Origin of the sequence: Pantoea sp. GL120224-02 (assembly GCF_900215395.1) — a bacterium.
Classification (GTDB): domain Bacteria; phylum Pseudomonadota; class Gammaproteobacteria; order Enterobacterales; family Enterobacteriaceae; genus Pantoea; species Pantoea communis.
Genome location: NZ_OBEC01000004.1, coordinates 206592 through 224745, shown reverse-complemented (window position 1 = coordinate 224745; position 18154 = coordinate 206592). Strand labels below are relative to the sequence as shown.

Here is an 18154-nt window from a genome sequence, read left to right as displayed (position 1 = left end):
CAGTGTAATCGGTTACACACACTGAAACCCTGCAATCCAGCATTTTCCGCCTGAAATAGTTACGTAACCAGTAAGGTATAGCACCCTTTAAGTTTCTGACATCTCTCTAAATATCGGCTATCAGACGACGCTGAAAATAACGCATTTTCATACGAATAACTACGCTGAAAATTCTCTAAATGACAGATTACAAAAGGTTTTCAAAATGTAATCGTTAACACTTTGTTGTAAACATCGAAAAAGAAGTGTAGACGGCGGGAAAAAATGTGCAGGCTGGTTAGCGGGCATAAAAAAGCCCGCAATAAGCGGGCTCGTTTTTGCAGGACGGTAAGATTACAGGCCCGCAGCCTCGCGCAGTTGAGCAGCTTTATCAGTCTGCTCCCACGGGAAGTGTTCGCGACCAAAGTGACCGTAAGCAGCGGTCTCTTTGTAGATAGGTTTCAGCAGATCCATCATCTGAATCAGGCCGTAAGGACGCAGGTCGAAGAACTCGCGCACCAGCAGGGTCAACTGCTCGGTAGGGACTTTCTCAGTACCGAAAGTTTCCACCATGATGGAGGTTGGCTCAGCCACGCCAATCGCGTAAGAAACCTGGATTTCGCAACGGTCAGCCAGACCAGCCGCGACGATATTTTTCGCGACATAGCGTGCAGCGTAAGCAGCAGAACGGTCAACTTTAGACGGGTCTTTACCAGAGAACGCACCGCCACCGTGACGCGCCATACCGCCGTAAGTATCAACGATGATTTTACGACCAGTCAGACCGCAGTCGCCCATTGGGCCGCCGATCACGAAGCGACCGGTTGGGTTGATATGGTATTTGGTGCTGGCATTCACCCACTCTGCAGGCAGTACCGGCTTGATGATCTCTTCCATCACCGCTTCACGCAGATCGGCTGTCGAAATTTCTTCAGCGTGCTGAGTCGACAGGACAACCGCATCGATACCGACAATTTTGCCGCCATCGTACTGGAAAGTGATCTGGCTTTTCGCATCCGGACGCAACCACGGCAGTGAGCCGCTTTTACGCACTTCAGCCTGACGCTGCACCAGACGGTGGGCGTAGGTTACCGGAGCAGGCATCAGCACGTCGGTTTCGTTGGTGGCGTAGCCGAACATCAGGCCCTGGTCGCCCGCGCCCTGTTCCAGCGGATCGGTACGGTCAACACCCTGGTTGATGTCAGGAGACTGCTTGCCAATCGCGCTCAGTACGGCGCAAGAGTTCGCATCAAAGCCCATATCGGAATGGACATAGCCGATTTCACGTACGGTATTACGGGTGATCTCTTCGATATCCACCCATGCGCTGGTGGTGATTTCACCGCCAACCAGCACCATACCGGTCTTAACGTAAGTTTCGCAGGCCACGCGTGCTTTAGGATCCTGTTCAAGGATCGCATCTAACACGGCATCGGAAATTTGGTCAGCGATTTTATCAGGATGTCCTTCTGATACGGACTCAGATGTAAATAGGTGTTTAGCCATTCTGTTCTTTACCTTACAAATGGTTTGAATTCGACTGCATAGCGTAAGTGGACCAGGCCGACTCGACGCCCCTTCAGGCAAAGCCGCGAGCAGTAGGGAGTGTAGGTGCTTATCACCGACACCGCCTGGATGTTAATCAGTTTAGATGGAAAACCATCTGGACGGCTATTCTAGGTTACACAGTGAGCACTTTTCCAGTGCTTTTTCTGATTCCGCACGTTTACGCAAGTGAGCAGATGGAAGAAATTCCTGACACCTTCCACAGATCCCAGACAAAGATTTTGCTTTTTCACCCTGCAAACTGTATAAAACGCCGCTGCTGTCGACCACAGTACAAAAGGATGACGCCACCGCGCGTCGCGCCGTCAGAGCTATTCTCTGATTTTCACCCAGGCCGTTTCTCGTTTGCTGTTTGCAGGCGTTGGAGGTGATAAAAGTAATGAACCACACTTCTCTTCTTTTCGGTTCACTGCGCTCAACGGGCGCACTGGCAATCCTTTCCCAATCCAGTCTTATTCTTTTCTCTCGTCGAAGTTTTGCACGTTGCGGTAATTATCCCGACACGAGCGCCGGCTAAGCTATTCCCTCATTTCTGTCGCTGTGTTTCACTCGTCTTAGGCGGTGAAAAGCGTTGGCTTTTGGCCCGTTTTTTACTGACTACAGCGTGGTGTTTTACACTTAGAGTCAGCAACGTGCACGGCAACCCGATAATCGGAGCTCAGCAGGATGGGGAAATGTTTACCCGGACTCACAACAGCAAGACCCGGCAACTGTTTCATATTTCAACGGAAAATTGAGGTTCGCGATGTCTGACGACATGAAGAATATCAAGGGTTCGTCAGCTGGCGAACAGGGTGTACTCCGCTCCATGCAGGAGGTGGCGATGAACGACCAGGAAGCGAGCAGAATGCTGCGTACCTACAATATTGCCTGGTGGGGTAATAACTATTATGACGTCAACGAGCTGGGGCACATCAGCGTGTGTCCGGATCCGGATCAGCCGGTAGTGCGCGTTGACCTGGCGAAACTGGTCAAAGAGCGTGAAGCCGATGGCCAGCGTCTGCCTGCGCTGTTCTGCTTCCCGCAGATTTTACAGCATCGCCTGCGTTCAATTAACGCCGCCTTTAAACGTGCGCGCGAATCCTACGGCTACAAGGGTGACTACTTTCTGGTTTACCCAATTAAGGTTAACCAGCATAAGCGCGTGATTGAATCACTGGTCAACTCCGGTGAACCGCTGGGCCTGGAAGCCGGTTCGAAAGCCGAGCTGATGGCGGTGATCGCGCACGCGGGTAAAACCCGTTCAGTGATTGTCTGCAATGGCTATAAAGACCGCGAGTACATTCGTCTGGCGCTGATTGGCGAGAAACTCGGTCACAAGGTTTACCTGGTGATCGAGAAAATGACCGAAGTGCGCCTGGTGCTGGAAGAGGCCGAGCGCCTGAACGTGATCCCACGTTTGGGGATTCGCGCGCGTCTGGCTTCGCAAGGCTCCGGTAAATGGCAGTCGAGCGGTGGTGAGAAATCTAAGTTCGGTCTGGCGGCGTCACAAGTATTGCAGCTGGTGGATATCATGCGCAAAGCCGGTCGTCTCGACAGCCTGCAACTGCTGCATTTCCATCTTGGCTCGCAGATGTCCAACATTCGCGACATCGCCACCGGTGTGCGTGAGTCGGCGCGTTTCTACGTTGAGCTGGCGAAGCTCGGCGTGAACATCAAATGCTTTGATGTCGGCGGCGGTTTGGGCGTGGATTATGAAGGTACGCGTTCGCAATCTGACTGCTCGGTGAACTACGGCCTGAACGAATATGCCAACAACGTGATTTGGGCGATTGGTGATGCTTGTGAAGAGCACGGCCTGGAGCATCCAACCGTCATCACCGAATCCGGTCGTGCGGTTACCGCACACCACACCGTGCTGGTCTCCAACATCATCGGTGTAGAGCGCAACGAATTCAGTACGCCAGTGGCGCCAGATGTCGATTCACCACGCCCGATTCAGAGCCTGTGGGATACCTGGCAGGAGATGCACGAGCCGAACGTCCGTCGTTCGCTGCGTGAATGGCTGCACGATAGCCAGATGGATCTGTTCGATATCCATACCGGTTACTCTTCCGGCACCTACGATCTCGGCCAGCGCGCCTGGGCAGAGCAGCTTTATTTAAGCATCTGTCACTATATCCAGCAGCATCTGGATCCAAGCAACCGTGCGCACCGTCCTATCATTGATGAGCTGCAGGAGCGCATGGCGGATAAGATTTACGTCAACTTCTCGCTGTTCCAGTCAATGCCGGATGCGTGGGGTATCGATCAGCTGTTCCCGGTGCTGCCGCTGGAAGGATTGAACAAGATCCCTCAGCGTCGTGCGGTGTTACTCGACATTACCTGTGACTCCGATGGCACCATCGATCACTACGTAGATGGCGACGGTATTGCCACCACCATGCCGATGCCAGAGTACGACATTGATAATCCGCCAATGCTGGGCTTCTTTATGGTTGGCGCGTATCAGGAAATCCTCGGCAACATGCACAACCTGTTTGGCGATACCGAAGCGGTTGACGTATTCGCTTTCCCGGATGGCAGCGTTGAAGTGCAATTGTCAGATGAAGGCGATACCGTGGCAGACATGCTGGAGTATGTGCAGCTGAACCCTAACGATTTGATGACGCTGTTCCGCGATCAGGTGACACAGCAGAAAGACATCGACGAAGAGCTGCGTGCACAGTTCCTTGAAGAGTTTGAAAGTGGCTTATATGGTTACACCTATCTTGAAGATGAGTAACGGTTAATACGCATAGCGGGCCCTGTACAGGGCCCGTTTTTATTTACCTGCCATTCTATTTTCTTATTCCTCTATTCTTTTATTCGAAGTGTGATGAAGATCACTCTCAATAAATGTTAATCATCCATTTATAACTCGCGCCTAAAATACGTGTTTTCTATCCCCTTCATTTTTATTCACAAAGCTAAATAACCGCTGCGCTTCAATCCCGAATATCCCTGCATTAGCTACTGATTTTGTAAGGATTGGATAGTTAATCTGTTATGTTTTCTTATCGATGTATAATAAAAATTTAAACATTAAGGATTGAATAGTCCCATAAAGAAACTACATTTTTTGACGTCTTTTGGAACCATGTATTCCAGAACGGAAAAAATGAATTTTGCGATGTAATTATCTTTATTAGACAAATTAATAATAATTTATACAATAAATTCAATGCGTTATTTGTTTTTGCATCCGTCAAGGCTGGTATTAACTTAAATTTTCCTAGGAATTATCCGATAATTTTGTGAAAGTAAAATAAGTTTAATATTAATATTGATAGCTTTAAACGATTAAAGTGTGGTTGGATCTTTACTGAAATCTATTTTGCAAAGTGTAAATCCTACGTTAGGCTTCAGTTAACGCGTTAAGTTTTATCGATGTTTCCCTTACATCTCACATGAGTAATCCTGACAGTTCAGGAGTATCAGTAAGTTGCGGAAGGGACTGTGAAATGAGCAATCAACCTGAATACATTTTCTTGCTGGAACCCGTTCATGGTAAAGCCGGCGAGTTGATTGCATGGGAATTGTTAACCCGATTCTCAGATGATGCAGATATTAATAATAAACGTAACCCTTGCAGGGATGAGGGGTTCTTCAGTCGGCTTCCTGCTGACGAGAAATGGCAGTTATTCCTCCACCAGATCGGAAAACTTATTCAGCTATACCAGAAAGGGTTTGATCAGGTAGTCAGTGTAAATGTGGATAGAGATATCGTCGCCGGTATTTTTGAAGATGCTGAAATACAACAAAAACTGGCGAGTTTAACGTTGTTGCGTTTAGAGATATCCGCCTTCTTTACCGCGCGTTTTAACAGCGCAGACCTGCTGATATTAAAAGGTGTCGCGAAAGTGACACACGCCCCTTTATGGCTTGATGACTTTGGTCCGGGTTATTCCAACCTGACCATGCTTGATAGCGGAATATTTGAAATCGTCAAGATTGACAAAGATTTTTTTTGGCAATTTGGCGACGGTCACATTTTTGACACGCTGCTTAGCCACCTCAACCAATTATGCAAAGGCGTGATTGTTGAAGGCGTTGAAAACCCATCACACCTCGATTTGCTGGCGCATAAAGCGATCTACGGTATGCAGGGCTATCACTGGCAGAGTGTCTATCTAAATGATTTTCTTAAGCAATCCTGAGTTTGTGCGGGTTCGGCCACTACAATCGGGGTAGAAAAAAAGTCTAAAAATGGGTTCATTGCATTCAATTTGATTTGTGCTCGCCCAATGGAAAATAAAGGCATTTCCCCCTTTGTTCCGCTGAAAAATAAACCCAGCCCATTCCCCGGATGGAGGCTTAACTCGGCTCAGCGCGATTTCATCATGAGTTTGTATGAAATCGACCAAGAGAAGAAGTGAATAGTCATCTGGATTATTCGCCATTGAAGCCGGTATCTGCGGATACCGGGCGTTTTTATGGAATTTAATAACTGCGCGGGATTTCGATAAAATGAATAATATCTCTATCACTCCTAAAGGTGGGACAGTAGCCTCTGAAGTTAGCGGCTCTCAAGTCAATTTAACTGCGCCAAGCGTAGTTAAACTTCACCTTAATCAATCAGATATTAAGTCTTTCACACGCAATGGTAATGATTTGGTCGTCACCACAAAGTCTGGTGAAGTCGTTGTTATTCATAACTTTTACACCGCAGCTGGCGACAGTGATTTGGTGCTGCAGGACGACAAAGGCGCGCTGTGGTGGGTCGAAGATCCGGGCACTGATGGCTTCCAGTACGTCAACATCGACAGTACCGAAGGGCTGTTAGCTGAGAACACCACCAATGACGGCACGATTGCCGCCTTCGGTATCGGTGGTGCGGCGCTGGCGGGCTTGGGTGCGATGTTTGCTGGTTCATCGGGCGGCGGCGGCGGTAATGCAGCGGTCGATGATGGAAATACCGGCGGCGGCGACAATGGCGGCGGGAATAACGGCGGCGGCAACAACGGTGGGGGTAATAACGGCGGTGGCAACAATGGTGGTGGTGACACTACTGCACCGACTGCTGCGACCAACTTAACGCTTACCGACAATGTTGGCGCGATTCAGGGCGCGATTGTTAACGGCGTCACCACTGACGACAATACCCCGACGCTGACCGGCACCGCAGAAGCGGGTGCTACGGTCAGTATTTACGATGGCAGCACACTGCTTGGAACCGTCGTGGTCGGAGCTAATGGCAACTGGAGCTTCACTTCGCCTGCGTTGGCTGAAGGCCAGCATAGCTTTACCACCACGGTGACGGATGCGGCCGGCAATACCAGCGGCTCCAGCGATCCGATCACGTTTATCGTGGATACCGTTGCACCAGTTGCGGCTGCTGGTCTGGTGGTCAGTGATGATGTTGGCGGTACGCAAGGCCCATTAACCGCTGGCTCGACTACCGATGACAATACCCCGACTATCAGCGGTACTGCTGAACCGGGCACCTACGTTAGCGTGTATGACGGCACTACACTGCTCGGCACTGCAACCGTTGGGGCGGACGGCACCTGGAGTTTCACCACGCCAGCCTTGAGTAATGGCGCGCACAGCCTGACTGTGACGGTTACCGATACGGCGGGCAATGTGAGTGCAGCCACAGATCCGTTTAACTTCAGCGTGACGGCGGATCTGCCTCCAGCAACCTCCACGTTGGAAATCAACGATGATAACGGTCCTGCGCTGGTTCCGCTGACCAATGGTGCTTACACCAATGACAACACTCCGGTGCTAAGTGGGCTTACCACCGTGGGAGCCGTAGTTACCCTGTATGACGGTGCAGTCGTGCTGGGCAGCGTGGTAGCGGGTACGGATGGGCAATGGGTCTTCACGCCCTCCGCACTGGCTGACGGTTCACACGCCATTCATGCCACTATTACCGATGCCACAGGGAATAGTACTTCCTCTGTCACTATCACCATCAACATTGATACCGTTGTCCCTGATACCGCAACAAATTTGGCATTGGATAATAATGACGGAAGCACCCTTGTGCCGATTGTTCCCGGCGACGCGACCAACGATAGCACCCCATCCCTTAGCGGGACCGCAGAGCCCGGTAGCGTGGTCACCGTGCGTGATGGCGATACCGTACTCGGTTCAGTCACCGTCGGCGGCAATGGCAGTTGGACTTTCACCAGCCCAACGCTGACGGATGGCGCGCACAGTCTGACTGCCACCGTGACTGACCGTGCGGGTAACGTCAGCCCTGCTTCAGAGCCACTGACCTTCACCGTGGATACGGTGGCACCCGCGGCAGCCAGTGAGTTAGTGGTCACAGATAATGTCGGTGAGGCGACGGGCCCCCTGGCTTCAGGAGAGACCACCGATGACAATACACTGGATCTCTCAGGCCAGGCAGAGGAGGGTTCTGTCGTTCGCATTTACGATGGCTTAACTCTGCTAGGTTCTGTTACCACAGGCGTAGGAGGTTCATGGAATTTCACTACTGCGCCGTTGACCAATGGTAGTCATAGCCTGACCGTCACCGTTACCGACGCAGCAGGTAATGTCAGCCAAGCTACCCCGCCATTTGAAGTCAATGTTGAAGCGGATTTACCTCCAGCAACCCTTACGCTGGAGGTGACCGATGATAGTGGAAACACCCTGGTGGCTTTGGCTGATGGCGCCAGTACGCAAGATACCACTCCGGTATTGAGTGGTTTGGCCGTTGCCGGGGCGGTAGTGACCTTAACCGACGGGAGCACCGTACTGGGTTCCGTGATAGCCGATAGTGATGGGCAATGGACCTTTACGCCGGATGCTTTGCCTGATGGTCCGCATGCCTTCCAGTCCAGCTATGTCAATGCCACGGGTAACACCATTGAATCTGATGTCATTACTGTCACCATTGATACCGTTGCGCCTTTACCCGCATCGGGCATCGAGCTTCGCAATGATGCCGACGTTCCGATCGCAGACGGTGGCTCAACCAACGACACCACACCACAACTTAATGGCAATGCCGAACCGGGCAGTACCGTTACTGTCTCAGACGGCACAACGGTATTAGGCACCACAACGGTCGGTGAGGATGGCACATGGACTTACACCCTGCCTCCTTTGACCGATGGTCCACATAACATTACCACCACCGTGACTGATCCGGCAGGTAATACCAGCCCGGCATCCGATCCTATTGCCGTTGTTATTGATACGCTGCCCCCTGCGGCCGCGGAGAATGTCCAACTGAGCAGCGATCTAAGCGGTACGCTTGTTCCTGTCACGACAGGGGCAACTAACGACACCACACCGGTGTTGAGCGGTACTGCTGAAGCGGGTAGTACGGTGACCATTTCTGACAACGGCACGCTGCTGGGTACCGTCACGGTCGATACGAATGGGAACTGGAGCTATACCCCAACGCTGACACCGGGCGATCATAGCCTGACCACGGTCGTGACCGATCCCGCGGGGAATACCAGTTCTGCTTCAGCGCCGATCAACGTCAATGTTGATACCACTGCACCTGAGGCGGCCTTTGATATCCAACTGAGTAATGATCAGTCAGGAACTGCCGTACTGATTACGGGTGAGACTACCAACGACAGTACCCCGGTAATAAGTGGTCGGGCTGAACCGGGCAGCACCGTGACGATATCGGATGGCAACACCGTATTGGGTTCAGTCAGTGTCCGTCCCGATGGGAGCTGGAGTTACACCACCTCTGCGCTGGCGGAAGGGACCCACTCCCTGACCACAACGGTGACAGACCTGGCCGGTAATACCAGTCCGGCCTCCGCGCCTGTCGCCATTATCATTGACGTGACAGCGCCTCTGGCCGCAACGGATGTCTCATTGGCAAATGACGATGGCGATGCCATTGTCGTCGACGGTGCGACCAACGACACCACGCCGGTGTTGAGTGGTAGCGCTGAGCCAGGCAGTACGGTGAATGTATTGGATGGCACCACGATAATCGGCACAGCGATGGTTGGAGAAGATGGTAACTGGACCTTCAGCTTTGAGCCAGCATTGGCGGCAGGCGAACACAGTCTGAGCGTCACCGTGACCGATCCCGCAGGCAACACCGGTCCAGCCTCCTCGGCAATCAACTTCACCATTGATATTACGGCCCCGGATGCGGCGATCAATCTTCAACTCAGCAACAATGAGGGCGGTGCATCAGTTGCTATTGTCAATGGTGGTGCGACCAATGACACCACGCCAGTGTTGAGCGGTGCAGCGGGCAGCGCCGAACCGGGCAGCATTGTCACGGTTTATGATAATGATGCTGTGACGCCTCTGGGCACCACGACAGTCGCAGCAGATGGAAGCTGGAGCTTCACTTTGCCAGCGCTGGATGCGGGTGAGCACAGTCTAACCGTCACCTTAACCGATCCGGCAGGTAACGTTAGTGATCCGTCTGAATCCTTTGCTTTCTCTGTCGACCTGACTGCGCCAGACGCGGCGACAGCGATTACCCTGGCGAACGACGGGGGCACGGCGATTCCTGCAGGGGGCGCAACGAACGACAGCTCACCGGTATTGAACGGTGCTGCGGGTAGCGCGGAAGCAAACAGTGTCATCACGGTATCGGACGGTCTGAACGTGTTAGGTACCGCAGTTGTGGGTGCCGATGGTAGCTGGAGTTTTACGCTTCCAACGTTAAGCGACGGTGCCCATAGCCTGACCACTACCGTCACAGACCCTGCTGGCAACGTCAGTGAACCCTCTGTAGCAATTGGCTTTATCGTGGATACAGTTTTACCTGACGCCGCGTCGGATTTGGTATTGAGCAGCGATCAGAGCGGTGCGCCGGTGGCGATAACGAATGGCACCACTAACGACACTACGCCAGTATTAAGCGGCACCGCTGAGGCAGGTGCGACGGTGACCGTTTACGCTGATGGCGTAGAACAGGGCAGTACCATTGTGGGTGATAACGGTACCTGGACCTTTACTTCAGATACGCCACTGGAAACGGGAGAACATCGTTTCACCACGACCGTCACCGATCTTGCCGGAAATATTGGTCCGGAATCCGCTCCTGTTACCCTTATCATAGATACCACGGCGCCAGACACGGCCATCAATCTTCAGCTTACGAATGATCAGGGCACCACGCCGGTAACGATCACTAACGGCGGCGCGACCAATGACACTACGCCTGTATTGAGTGGGAGTGCATTGGCAGGCAGTGTGGTGACCATATCGGATGGGAGCAACGTGTTGGGTTCAGTGGCGGTGGGCGCGAATGGCAACTGGAGTTATACCCTGCCAGCGCTGGATTCTGGCACCGATCATAGCCTGACGACCGTGGTCACCGATCCCTCAGGTAACCGCAGTGAGCCCTCTGCACCGATAACGTTTAGTGTCGATACAGAGGTGCCGGATGCGGCTCTTAATCTCGCTCTGGCAAACGATTCCAGCGGCACTGCCATCCCAGTTGCTGCGGGTGGCGTAACGAACGACAATACCCCGCTGCTGACCGGAACCGCTGAGGCGAACAGCACGATCACGGTCTCAGACGGCGATACCCTTCTCGGCACGACGACCGCTGATGCAAATGGTGACTGGAGCTTCACGCCTGCACTCACTGATGGGGCTCACAGCTTGTCTGTCACAGTGACGGATGCGGCGGGCAATACCAGCGTGGCAAGTGCACCGGTCACGGTCACTATTGACACCGTGGCGCCGTACATCACTAACCTGGCGTTAAGCAATGATCAGGGCGATACGCCTGTGGCTATCCCCAGCGGCGGACTGACCAATGACAGCACGCCCGTGGTCAGCGGGTCCGCTGAGGAAGGCACGGTCATTACCCTCACCGAAGGCACGACGGTATTGGGCCAGATCACGGTGGACGCGACGGGCAACTGGAGTATTGCTGTCACCAGCGCACTATCAGAGGGTCCGCACACGATAAATATCACGGCACGGGATCCTGCCGGTAATACCAGCGACCCTTATACGCTCAGTGTCGAAGTAGATACCACACCTTTGCCTGCGGCTACAGGCATCATCCTGAGCACCGATAACGGCACAGCGCCTGTCACCAATGCTGAGGGCACATTCACCAGCGATAGCACACCGCTGCTATCAGGCTCTGCGACAGCAGGTAGTATTATCAACGTTTATAACGGTGACACGTTACTGGGCACCACGACGGTAGGCAGTGATGGGGCATGGACCTTCACTCTGCCAAATTTGACGGATGATACTTATACGCTTTCCGTGCGCGTTGTGGACGCTGCGGGTAACCTCAGCCCTGCAACTGAGATCACTTTCACCGTGGATACCGACGTTCCCCCAGTCGCCACTTTGCAGGTTTTCAATAATGACGGTACGACCAATGTTGAAGTGCAGGCAGGCGGTTCCACCAATGACAATACCCCACTGCTGAGCGGTACGGCAGAAGCAGGCAGCCTTGTCATCATTTATGATGCCAATCAGTTGGCCCTGGGTTCAACGATTGCTCTGGATGACGGCACATGGAGCTTCCAGTCGCCAATTTTGTCAGAGGGAGCGCATACCCTGACGGCAACGGTGACCGATGAAATTGGTAATGTCAGCAGCCCTTCAACCAGCTTTACAATCAGTGTGGATATCACGGCGCCAGAGCCTGTTAGCGCTCTGCTGGTACAAAATGATGCCGATCCTGATGCCCCTGTGACCCTGACTAACGGTGGTGCTACAAACGATACGACCCCTGCGATCAGTGGCAATGCAGAACCGGGTAGCACTGTATCCATTATTAACACCGCAACGGGTGAAATATTGGGCACGGCAGTGGCTGATGCGGTGACAGGGGCCTGGGTTTACACCACCACCACCGCCTGGGCTGAGGGAACTTACAATCTGGGGATTGTGGCCACCGATAATGCGGGCAATGCAAGTGCTTCCACCAACTTTACGCTCACCATTGATAATACCGCACCGGATGTCGGGACGTTCACCGTCAGCAACAACAACGGTGCCAATCCTGTCGGCATCCCCGTGAACACGACCACAAATGACAGCACGCCCGAACTGCGCGGAACCGGAAGTGAAGCCGGTGCCATCATCGCCGTTTATTCCGGTGATATCTTGGTAGGATCAGCGGTGGTCGCTGAAGACGGTACGTGGAGTGTAGTGACCAGTGTACTGAGTGAAGGTCCACAAACGCTTTCCGTAACGGCCACTGATGCCGCCGGGAACAACTCTGCAGCATCCACCTATACACTGAGCGTGGACACCCTCGCCCCAGAGGCGCCTGCGGGTCTTACCGTGACAGATAATGTCGGCGATACAACCGGCGATCTTCTGAGCGGCGCGACCACCGATGACAATTCGCCTGCGTTCGGCGGAACCGCGGAACCGGGCAGCATTGTTTCGGTTTATGACGGCACCGCCTTATTAGGCACCGTCATTGCTGACGCAACAACAGGGGCATGGACGTTCTCGCCCGATGCATTAAGTAACGGCCTGCACAACTTCACCGCCACGGCAACCGATGCGGCGGGCAACGTCAGCCCTGCGGCTCCACAGCCTGCTTTTGAGTTAAACATTCAGGCAGATTTGCCTCCGGCGACCAGCACGCTGCAAATCACCGATGACAGTGGTTCAACATTGGTGGCGCTGACTGACGGCGATTACACCAGGGACACCAGCCCGGTACTGACAGGGTTAACAACAACCAATGCCGTGGTCACTATCCTGGATGGTTCAGACGTATTGGGTTCAGTCACTGCATCCGCTGACGGTCAGTGGACCTTCACCCCTGCGTTAGACCAGGGTGAGCATGTTCTTTCAGTGACCGTTGTGGATGCGCAAGGCAATGATGGGACAGGAGCAGGTCCTGTTACGATCAACGTGGACAGTATTGCACCCGATGCGGTGGTTAATCTTGTTGTCAATAACAACAACGGTTCAACGCCAGTCGTCATTGGTGAAGGAACGTCAACGAATGACAGCACGCCGCAACTGACAGGCACAGCGGAAGCAGGCGCAATTATCACCGTTTACGATGGTGCGAACATCATTGGCACTACTACCGTAGATACGGAAGGCTTGTGGAGTTTCACCACGTCAACGTTGACCAACGGAGCGCATGCCCTGAGTGTTACGGTGACTGACCTGGCTGGCAACATCAGTCCGGCGTCAACCTCAGTGAGTTTCATCGTGGATACCCTCGCACCAGCGGCGGCGACCAATCTCGTGGTCACCAACAATGACGCCACGCCGAATACGGTCATACCAAACGGTGGCTCAACCAATGACAGCACCCCGTTACTCAGCGGTCTTGCGGAAGCCAACAGCACCGTTACGATTTATGATGGTACCACCGTGTTAGGCACGGTCATTGCTAATGGCAGCGGTAATTGGTCTTACAGCCCAGAGCTTGGGGAGGGGACACATGTGCTTAGTGTCCGTGTCACGGATGCCGCAGGTAACGTCAGTGGTGCATCTGCTACCGCTACCGTGATTGTTGATACCCTTCCTCCGGCTCTGACCCTTGCTCTAAGCAATAATAATGGTCCTACCGCCATCCCGATCGCCAACAATGGCATCACGAATGATGCCACCCCGGCACTGAGCGGCACCACCGATCCTGGCAGCCTGGTGATTATTCGTGAGAATAACGTCGTGGTGGGTTCAGTTACCGCCAGTAGCACCGGGTCATGGAGTTATATCAGTGCTGCTCTCGCTGAAGGGCAACATACCTTTAGTGTGACCGCAACGGATCTGGCAGGAAACGTGAGTACAGCGGCGACCGTGACAGTCAACGTCTCCCTGACGGGACCTGCGCCAGTGACGGACCTGATTGTGACAGATGACGTGGCGCCGGTTACGGGGCAGTTGACCAGTGGTGCGACCACCAATGACAGCACGCCAACCTTGTCAGGTACTGCCGGTGTAGCCGGTAATGTCGTCACTGTTTACGATAGCACCACAGTGTTGGGTACCGTGATTGCCGGGGCCGATGGCGCCTGGACATTTACCACCGCAACCCTCACTAACGGCGCGCATTCATTGAGTGTCACCGTGACGGATGCCGCAGGGAATACCAGCAGCGCAACCAACTTCCCTCTTATCGTCGATACCGTCGCACCGACCGCTACAACGCTGGTGGTCACCAATGACACCACGGGGATGGTTGTGCCAGCGGGCGGGGCAACCAATGACACCACGCCAACCTTAAGCGGGGTGGCGGAAGCGGGCAGCCGTATCAGCATTTATGACAACGGGGTCTTGCTGGGAACCGCCACTGCGGGCACCAACGGTGCATGGAGTTTCACGACTGCGGCACTCGGCGCAGGCAGCCATCCGCTCACAGCGACCGTGACCGATGCGGCAGGTAACGTCAGCGGCTCAACGGCGGCGACGGTCACCATTGATACCACCGCACCGGGCGCCGTCACGGTTGCAGCCAGCAACAACAATGGCTCAACACCGATTGCCATCGCCAACGGCGGCAGCACCAATGACAACACGCCAGCGCTGAGCGGCACTGCAGAGGCGGGTAGTATCGTTATCGTACGTGAAGGCAACACGGTGCTAGGATCAACGACGGCGAGCAGCAGTGGAGCATGGAGCCTCACCAGCGCCACACTGACTGACGGCACGCATAACCTGAGCGTCACGGCAACGGATGCGGCGGGCAATGTCAGTACGCCAACCCCTATCACATTGACCATTGATACAGGCGTGCCGGTCGCGGCCTCCAACCTGACAGTGACCAACGACAGCGTGACGCCTAATGTTACCGTGTCCAGTGGCGGGTCAACCAACGATAGTACGCCAGTGCTCAGCGGCACCTCGGAAGCGGATGCGATTGTGACGGTGTATGACGGCAACACGGTACTGGGTTCGACTACTGCCAATGGATCCGGTGCCTGGAGTTTCACACCGGCTACTGCCCTGACCAACGGTAGCCATGCTCTAAGCGTGACGGTGAAAGATGCCGCGGGCAACGTCAGCCCAGCCTCTGGCATCTACACGGTGATTGTGGACACCATCGCACCAACCGCCACCACGCTGGTGATTACCAATGATATTACCGGTGTGGTAGTACCGACAGGCGGTTTAACCAATGACACCACACCAACCCTGAGCGGTGTGGCAGAGGCGGGCAGTCGTGTCAGCATTTATGATAACGGGGTTCTTCTTGGTACCACGACGGCGGGTACCAACGGTGCCTGGACCTTCACCACAGCAGTGCTCGGTACGGGCAGCCATCCGTTGACCGCAACCGTGACGGATGCAGCAGGGAATGTCAGTGGCACCACCAGTGCCACAGTCATCGTGGACACCACGGCACCCTCTGCTGTGAGCCTGATTGCCAGTAACAACAATGGCAATACACCCGTCACGATTCCAAACAATGGTGTCACCAACGACAGTACACCACTGTTGAGCGGAACCGGTGAGGCGGGTGCGCGCATCAGCGTCTATGAAGGCACTACGCTGCTGGGTACTGCGACGGTTGCCAGCAACGGAAGCTGGAGCTTTGTCACTGGCACCTTAAGCAACGGTACGCATACGTTGAGCGTGACTCAGACCGATGCAGCGGGCAACGTGAGTCCGGCAGCCTCAACCACGCTGCTTGTTGACACTGTGGCCCCATCAGCCAGTACGCTCACGATTATTGATGATGCCGGTACAACGCCGGTCACCCTGGCTAATGGCGCGTATACCCGTGATACCACGCCAGTACTGAGTGGCACAGCAGAAGTCGGTGCAGTTGTGACTATCTTTGATGGCGCAACGGCGCTGGGTTCGGTCACGGTAGGGGCAGGGGGCACCTGGACATTCACCCCCGCGGCACTAAGTAATGGTGCTCATACCCTGAGCACCACGGTGACCGACACTGCAGGGAACGTCAGTACAGGGAATACCACGGCAACGGTCAATGTTGATACCGTCGCCCCTGCGGCCGTATCGGGTCTGGCGATTAACACCGCGGGTACGGTGGTGACGGGTAGCGGTGAAGTGGGCGCTACCGTCACCGTCCGTGATGCAGGCGGTGCAGCTATAGGAACAGCGACCGTAGGTACGGGCGGCACATGGTCAGTCTCACTCACTACTGCGCAAATCACCGGAGCTACCCTGTCAGTGACTCAGACGGATCGGGCAGGTAACGTTTCAACCAGCACACCGTTGGTCGGTGCCATTCGTGTAGTTGCCACAAACGACACCAATGAGGTGGATTACAGTACCACACAAGGCACCATCAATAATGGCACGACCAGTGTTTCGCATGTGGCGCTCGCCAATGTCGGTTTAGGAAGCGTGTTGAATGCGACTGTCTTGTCGAACGGTAACGCCTATGTGTTCTCGGTAGGGCCGGAAGATACCCGCACCATCACGTTGAACGGTTCTGTGGGCGGCATCAGTCTGATTTCAACTTACTCTCTGTATCTGTACGAGCAGCAGACGGATGGGACCTGGTTGTTGATCCAAACTAACGGCAGTTATCTGTCAACGGGATTGATTTCACTGGGTACACAAACCGGTGCCAACATCACCTACAGCAATTTGGGCACGGGCAACTATGCAGTAGTTATCGGTTCAAACGTGAGTGTGGGCGTGTTGCCGACCACCACTATCAGCACAGTATCGGATATCACTACGCTGGCGGTGACGGTTGCGGCGACGGTCACCGGGAACCTGTTAACGAATGACACCAGTTCGATTGCAGGAACGATACCCACTGGCACCACGGTAACCGCCGTCTCAGGTAGCGCAGTTTCCTCAAGTGGAAACACTGTTATTAATACCACCTACGGTACCTTAACTATTGATTATCATGGTGATTATACCTATACCCTGAAGGCGGGTCTGAACATTGATACCTTGCCAACAGCCGATACCTTCACTTACTCGGTGAGGGATGCGAGTGGTGCAGTCACCTCTGCCACCTTGACCGTGACTCTGCATAACGGTGCGGCAACGTCGATCACCGTGAGCACTCTGGTTGCTGAAACCACCTCTGCAGAGCATGACGCCAGCGGCAGTATTTATGGTGATTCCTCTGCCACGCATACCGGAACCTTGAGTATCACTAATGAAAACGGCGATCTTACTACCGTGAGCAGTACGGGTACCACCTCGGTTGCGGGCGAGTACGGTGTGCTCACTATTGCCGCCAATGGTAGCTACACCTATAACCTGAATGCGAATGTCGAGGGGCAAAACATTCTGCATAAAGAGGTATTCACTTACACGCTGGCAGCAACCGATGGCACCATCACCACCCACTCGTTCACCATCGATCTACACCCGACCATCACGGGTACGACAGGCGCTGACACCATCACCGGCGGTGCCTACGACGACACCATCACCACCGGTGCCGGCGCAGACACGCTGGTATACCACCTGCTGGCGACTGCGGATGCCACTGGTGGTAACGGGCACGATACCTGGACCGACTTTAATGTTGCGCAAGGCGACAAAGTTGACATCAGTAACTTGCTCATTGGCTGGAATGATTCAACAAGTAATATTAATGATTTCGTCAAAGTAGATCATACTTCTGATGGCAATACCGTGCTCTCAATTGACCGTGATGGTACAGGTACGGCGTACAGCATTACTCAACTGGTCACGCTGGAAGGCGTCAACGTATCTCTGGAGGAACTGCTGCAACAACCGCACCAAAACACCACGGCTTAACGGTGTAAATCAAGCAGGGAAGCAGTATGGG

At 53.9% G+C, this 18154-nt stretch carries 4 protein-coding genes; 3 read left to right on the top strand and 1 reads right to left on the bottom strand.

The window, feature by feature from the left end:
- Positions 1-333 precede the first annotated feature (333 nt).
- Entirely contained in the window at positions 334-1485 is a 1152-nt protein-coding gene (gene metK, locus CRO33_RS10090; RefSeq protein WP_058959339.1) for a methionine adenosyltransferase, read from the bottom strand.
- 805 nt (positions 1486-2290) lie between these two features.
- Between metK and speA the strand changes: the two genes are divergently transcribed.
- The 3 genes from speA (at position 2291) to CRO33_RS10075 (ending at position 18123) form a co-directional block, all read left to right on the top strand.
- Positions 2291-4270 (top strand): biosynthetic arginine decarboxylase, encoded by a 1980-nt coding sequence (speA, locus tag CRO33_RS10085; RefSeq protein WP_097118056.1) that lies wholly within the window; start codon positions 2291-2293, stop codon positions 4268-4270.
- Positions 4271-4988: 718 nt separating this feature from the next.
- Positions 4989-5684, top strand: a complete 696-nt coding sequence (locus CRO33_RS10080) for an EAL domain-containing protein (RefSeq protein ID WP_097118055.1) — start codon at positions 4989-4991, stop codon at positions 5682-5684.
- 310 nt (positions 5685-5994) lie between these two features.
- The gene (locus CRO33_RS10075; RefSeq protein ID WP_097118054.1) at positions 5995-18123 is read left to right on the top strand and encodes an Ig-like domain-containing protein; all 12129 of its coding nucleotides are present in this window, start codon (positions 5995-5997) and stop codon (positions 18121-18123) included.
- Positions 18124-18154: the final 31 nt, after the last annotated feature.

Bases quoted from the DNA above. Each gene is read 5' to 3' on its own strand.
- CRO33_RS10080 (WP_097118055.1), top strand. From the start codon at position 4,989: ATGAGCAATCAACCTGAATACATTTTCTTGCTGGAACCCGTTCATGGT.
- speA (WP_097118056.1), top strand. From the start codon at position 2,291: ATGTCTGACGACATGAAGAATATCAAGGGTTCGTCAGCTGGCGAACAG.
- metK (WP_058959339.1), bottom strand. From the start codon at position 1,485: ATGGCTAAACACCTATTTACATCTGAGTCCGTATCAGAAGGACATCCT.
- CRO33_RS10075 (WP_097118054.1), top strand. From the start codon at position 5,995: ATGAATAATATCTCTATCACTCCTAAAGGTGGGACAGTAGCCTCTGAA.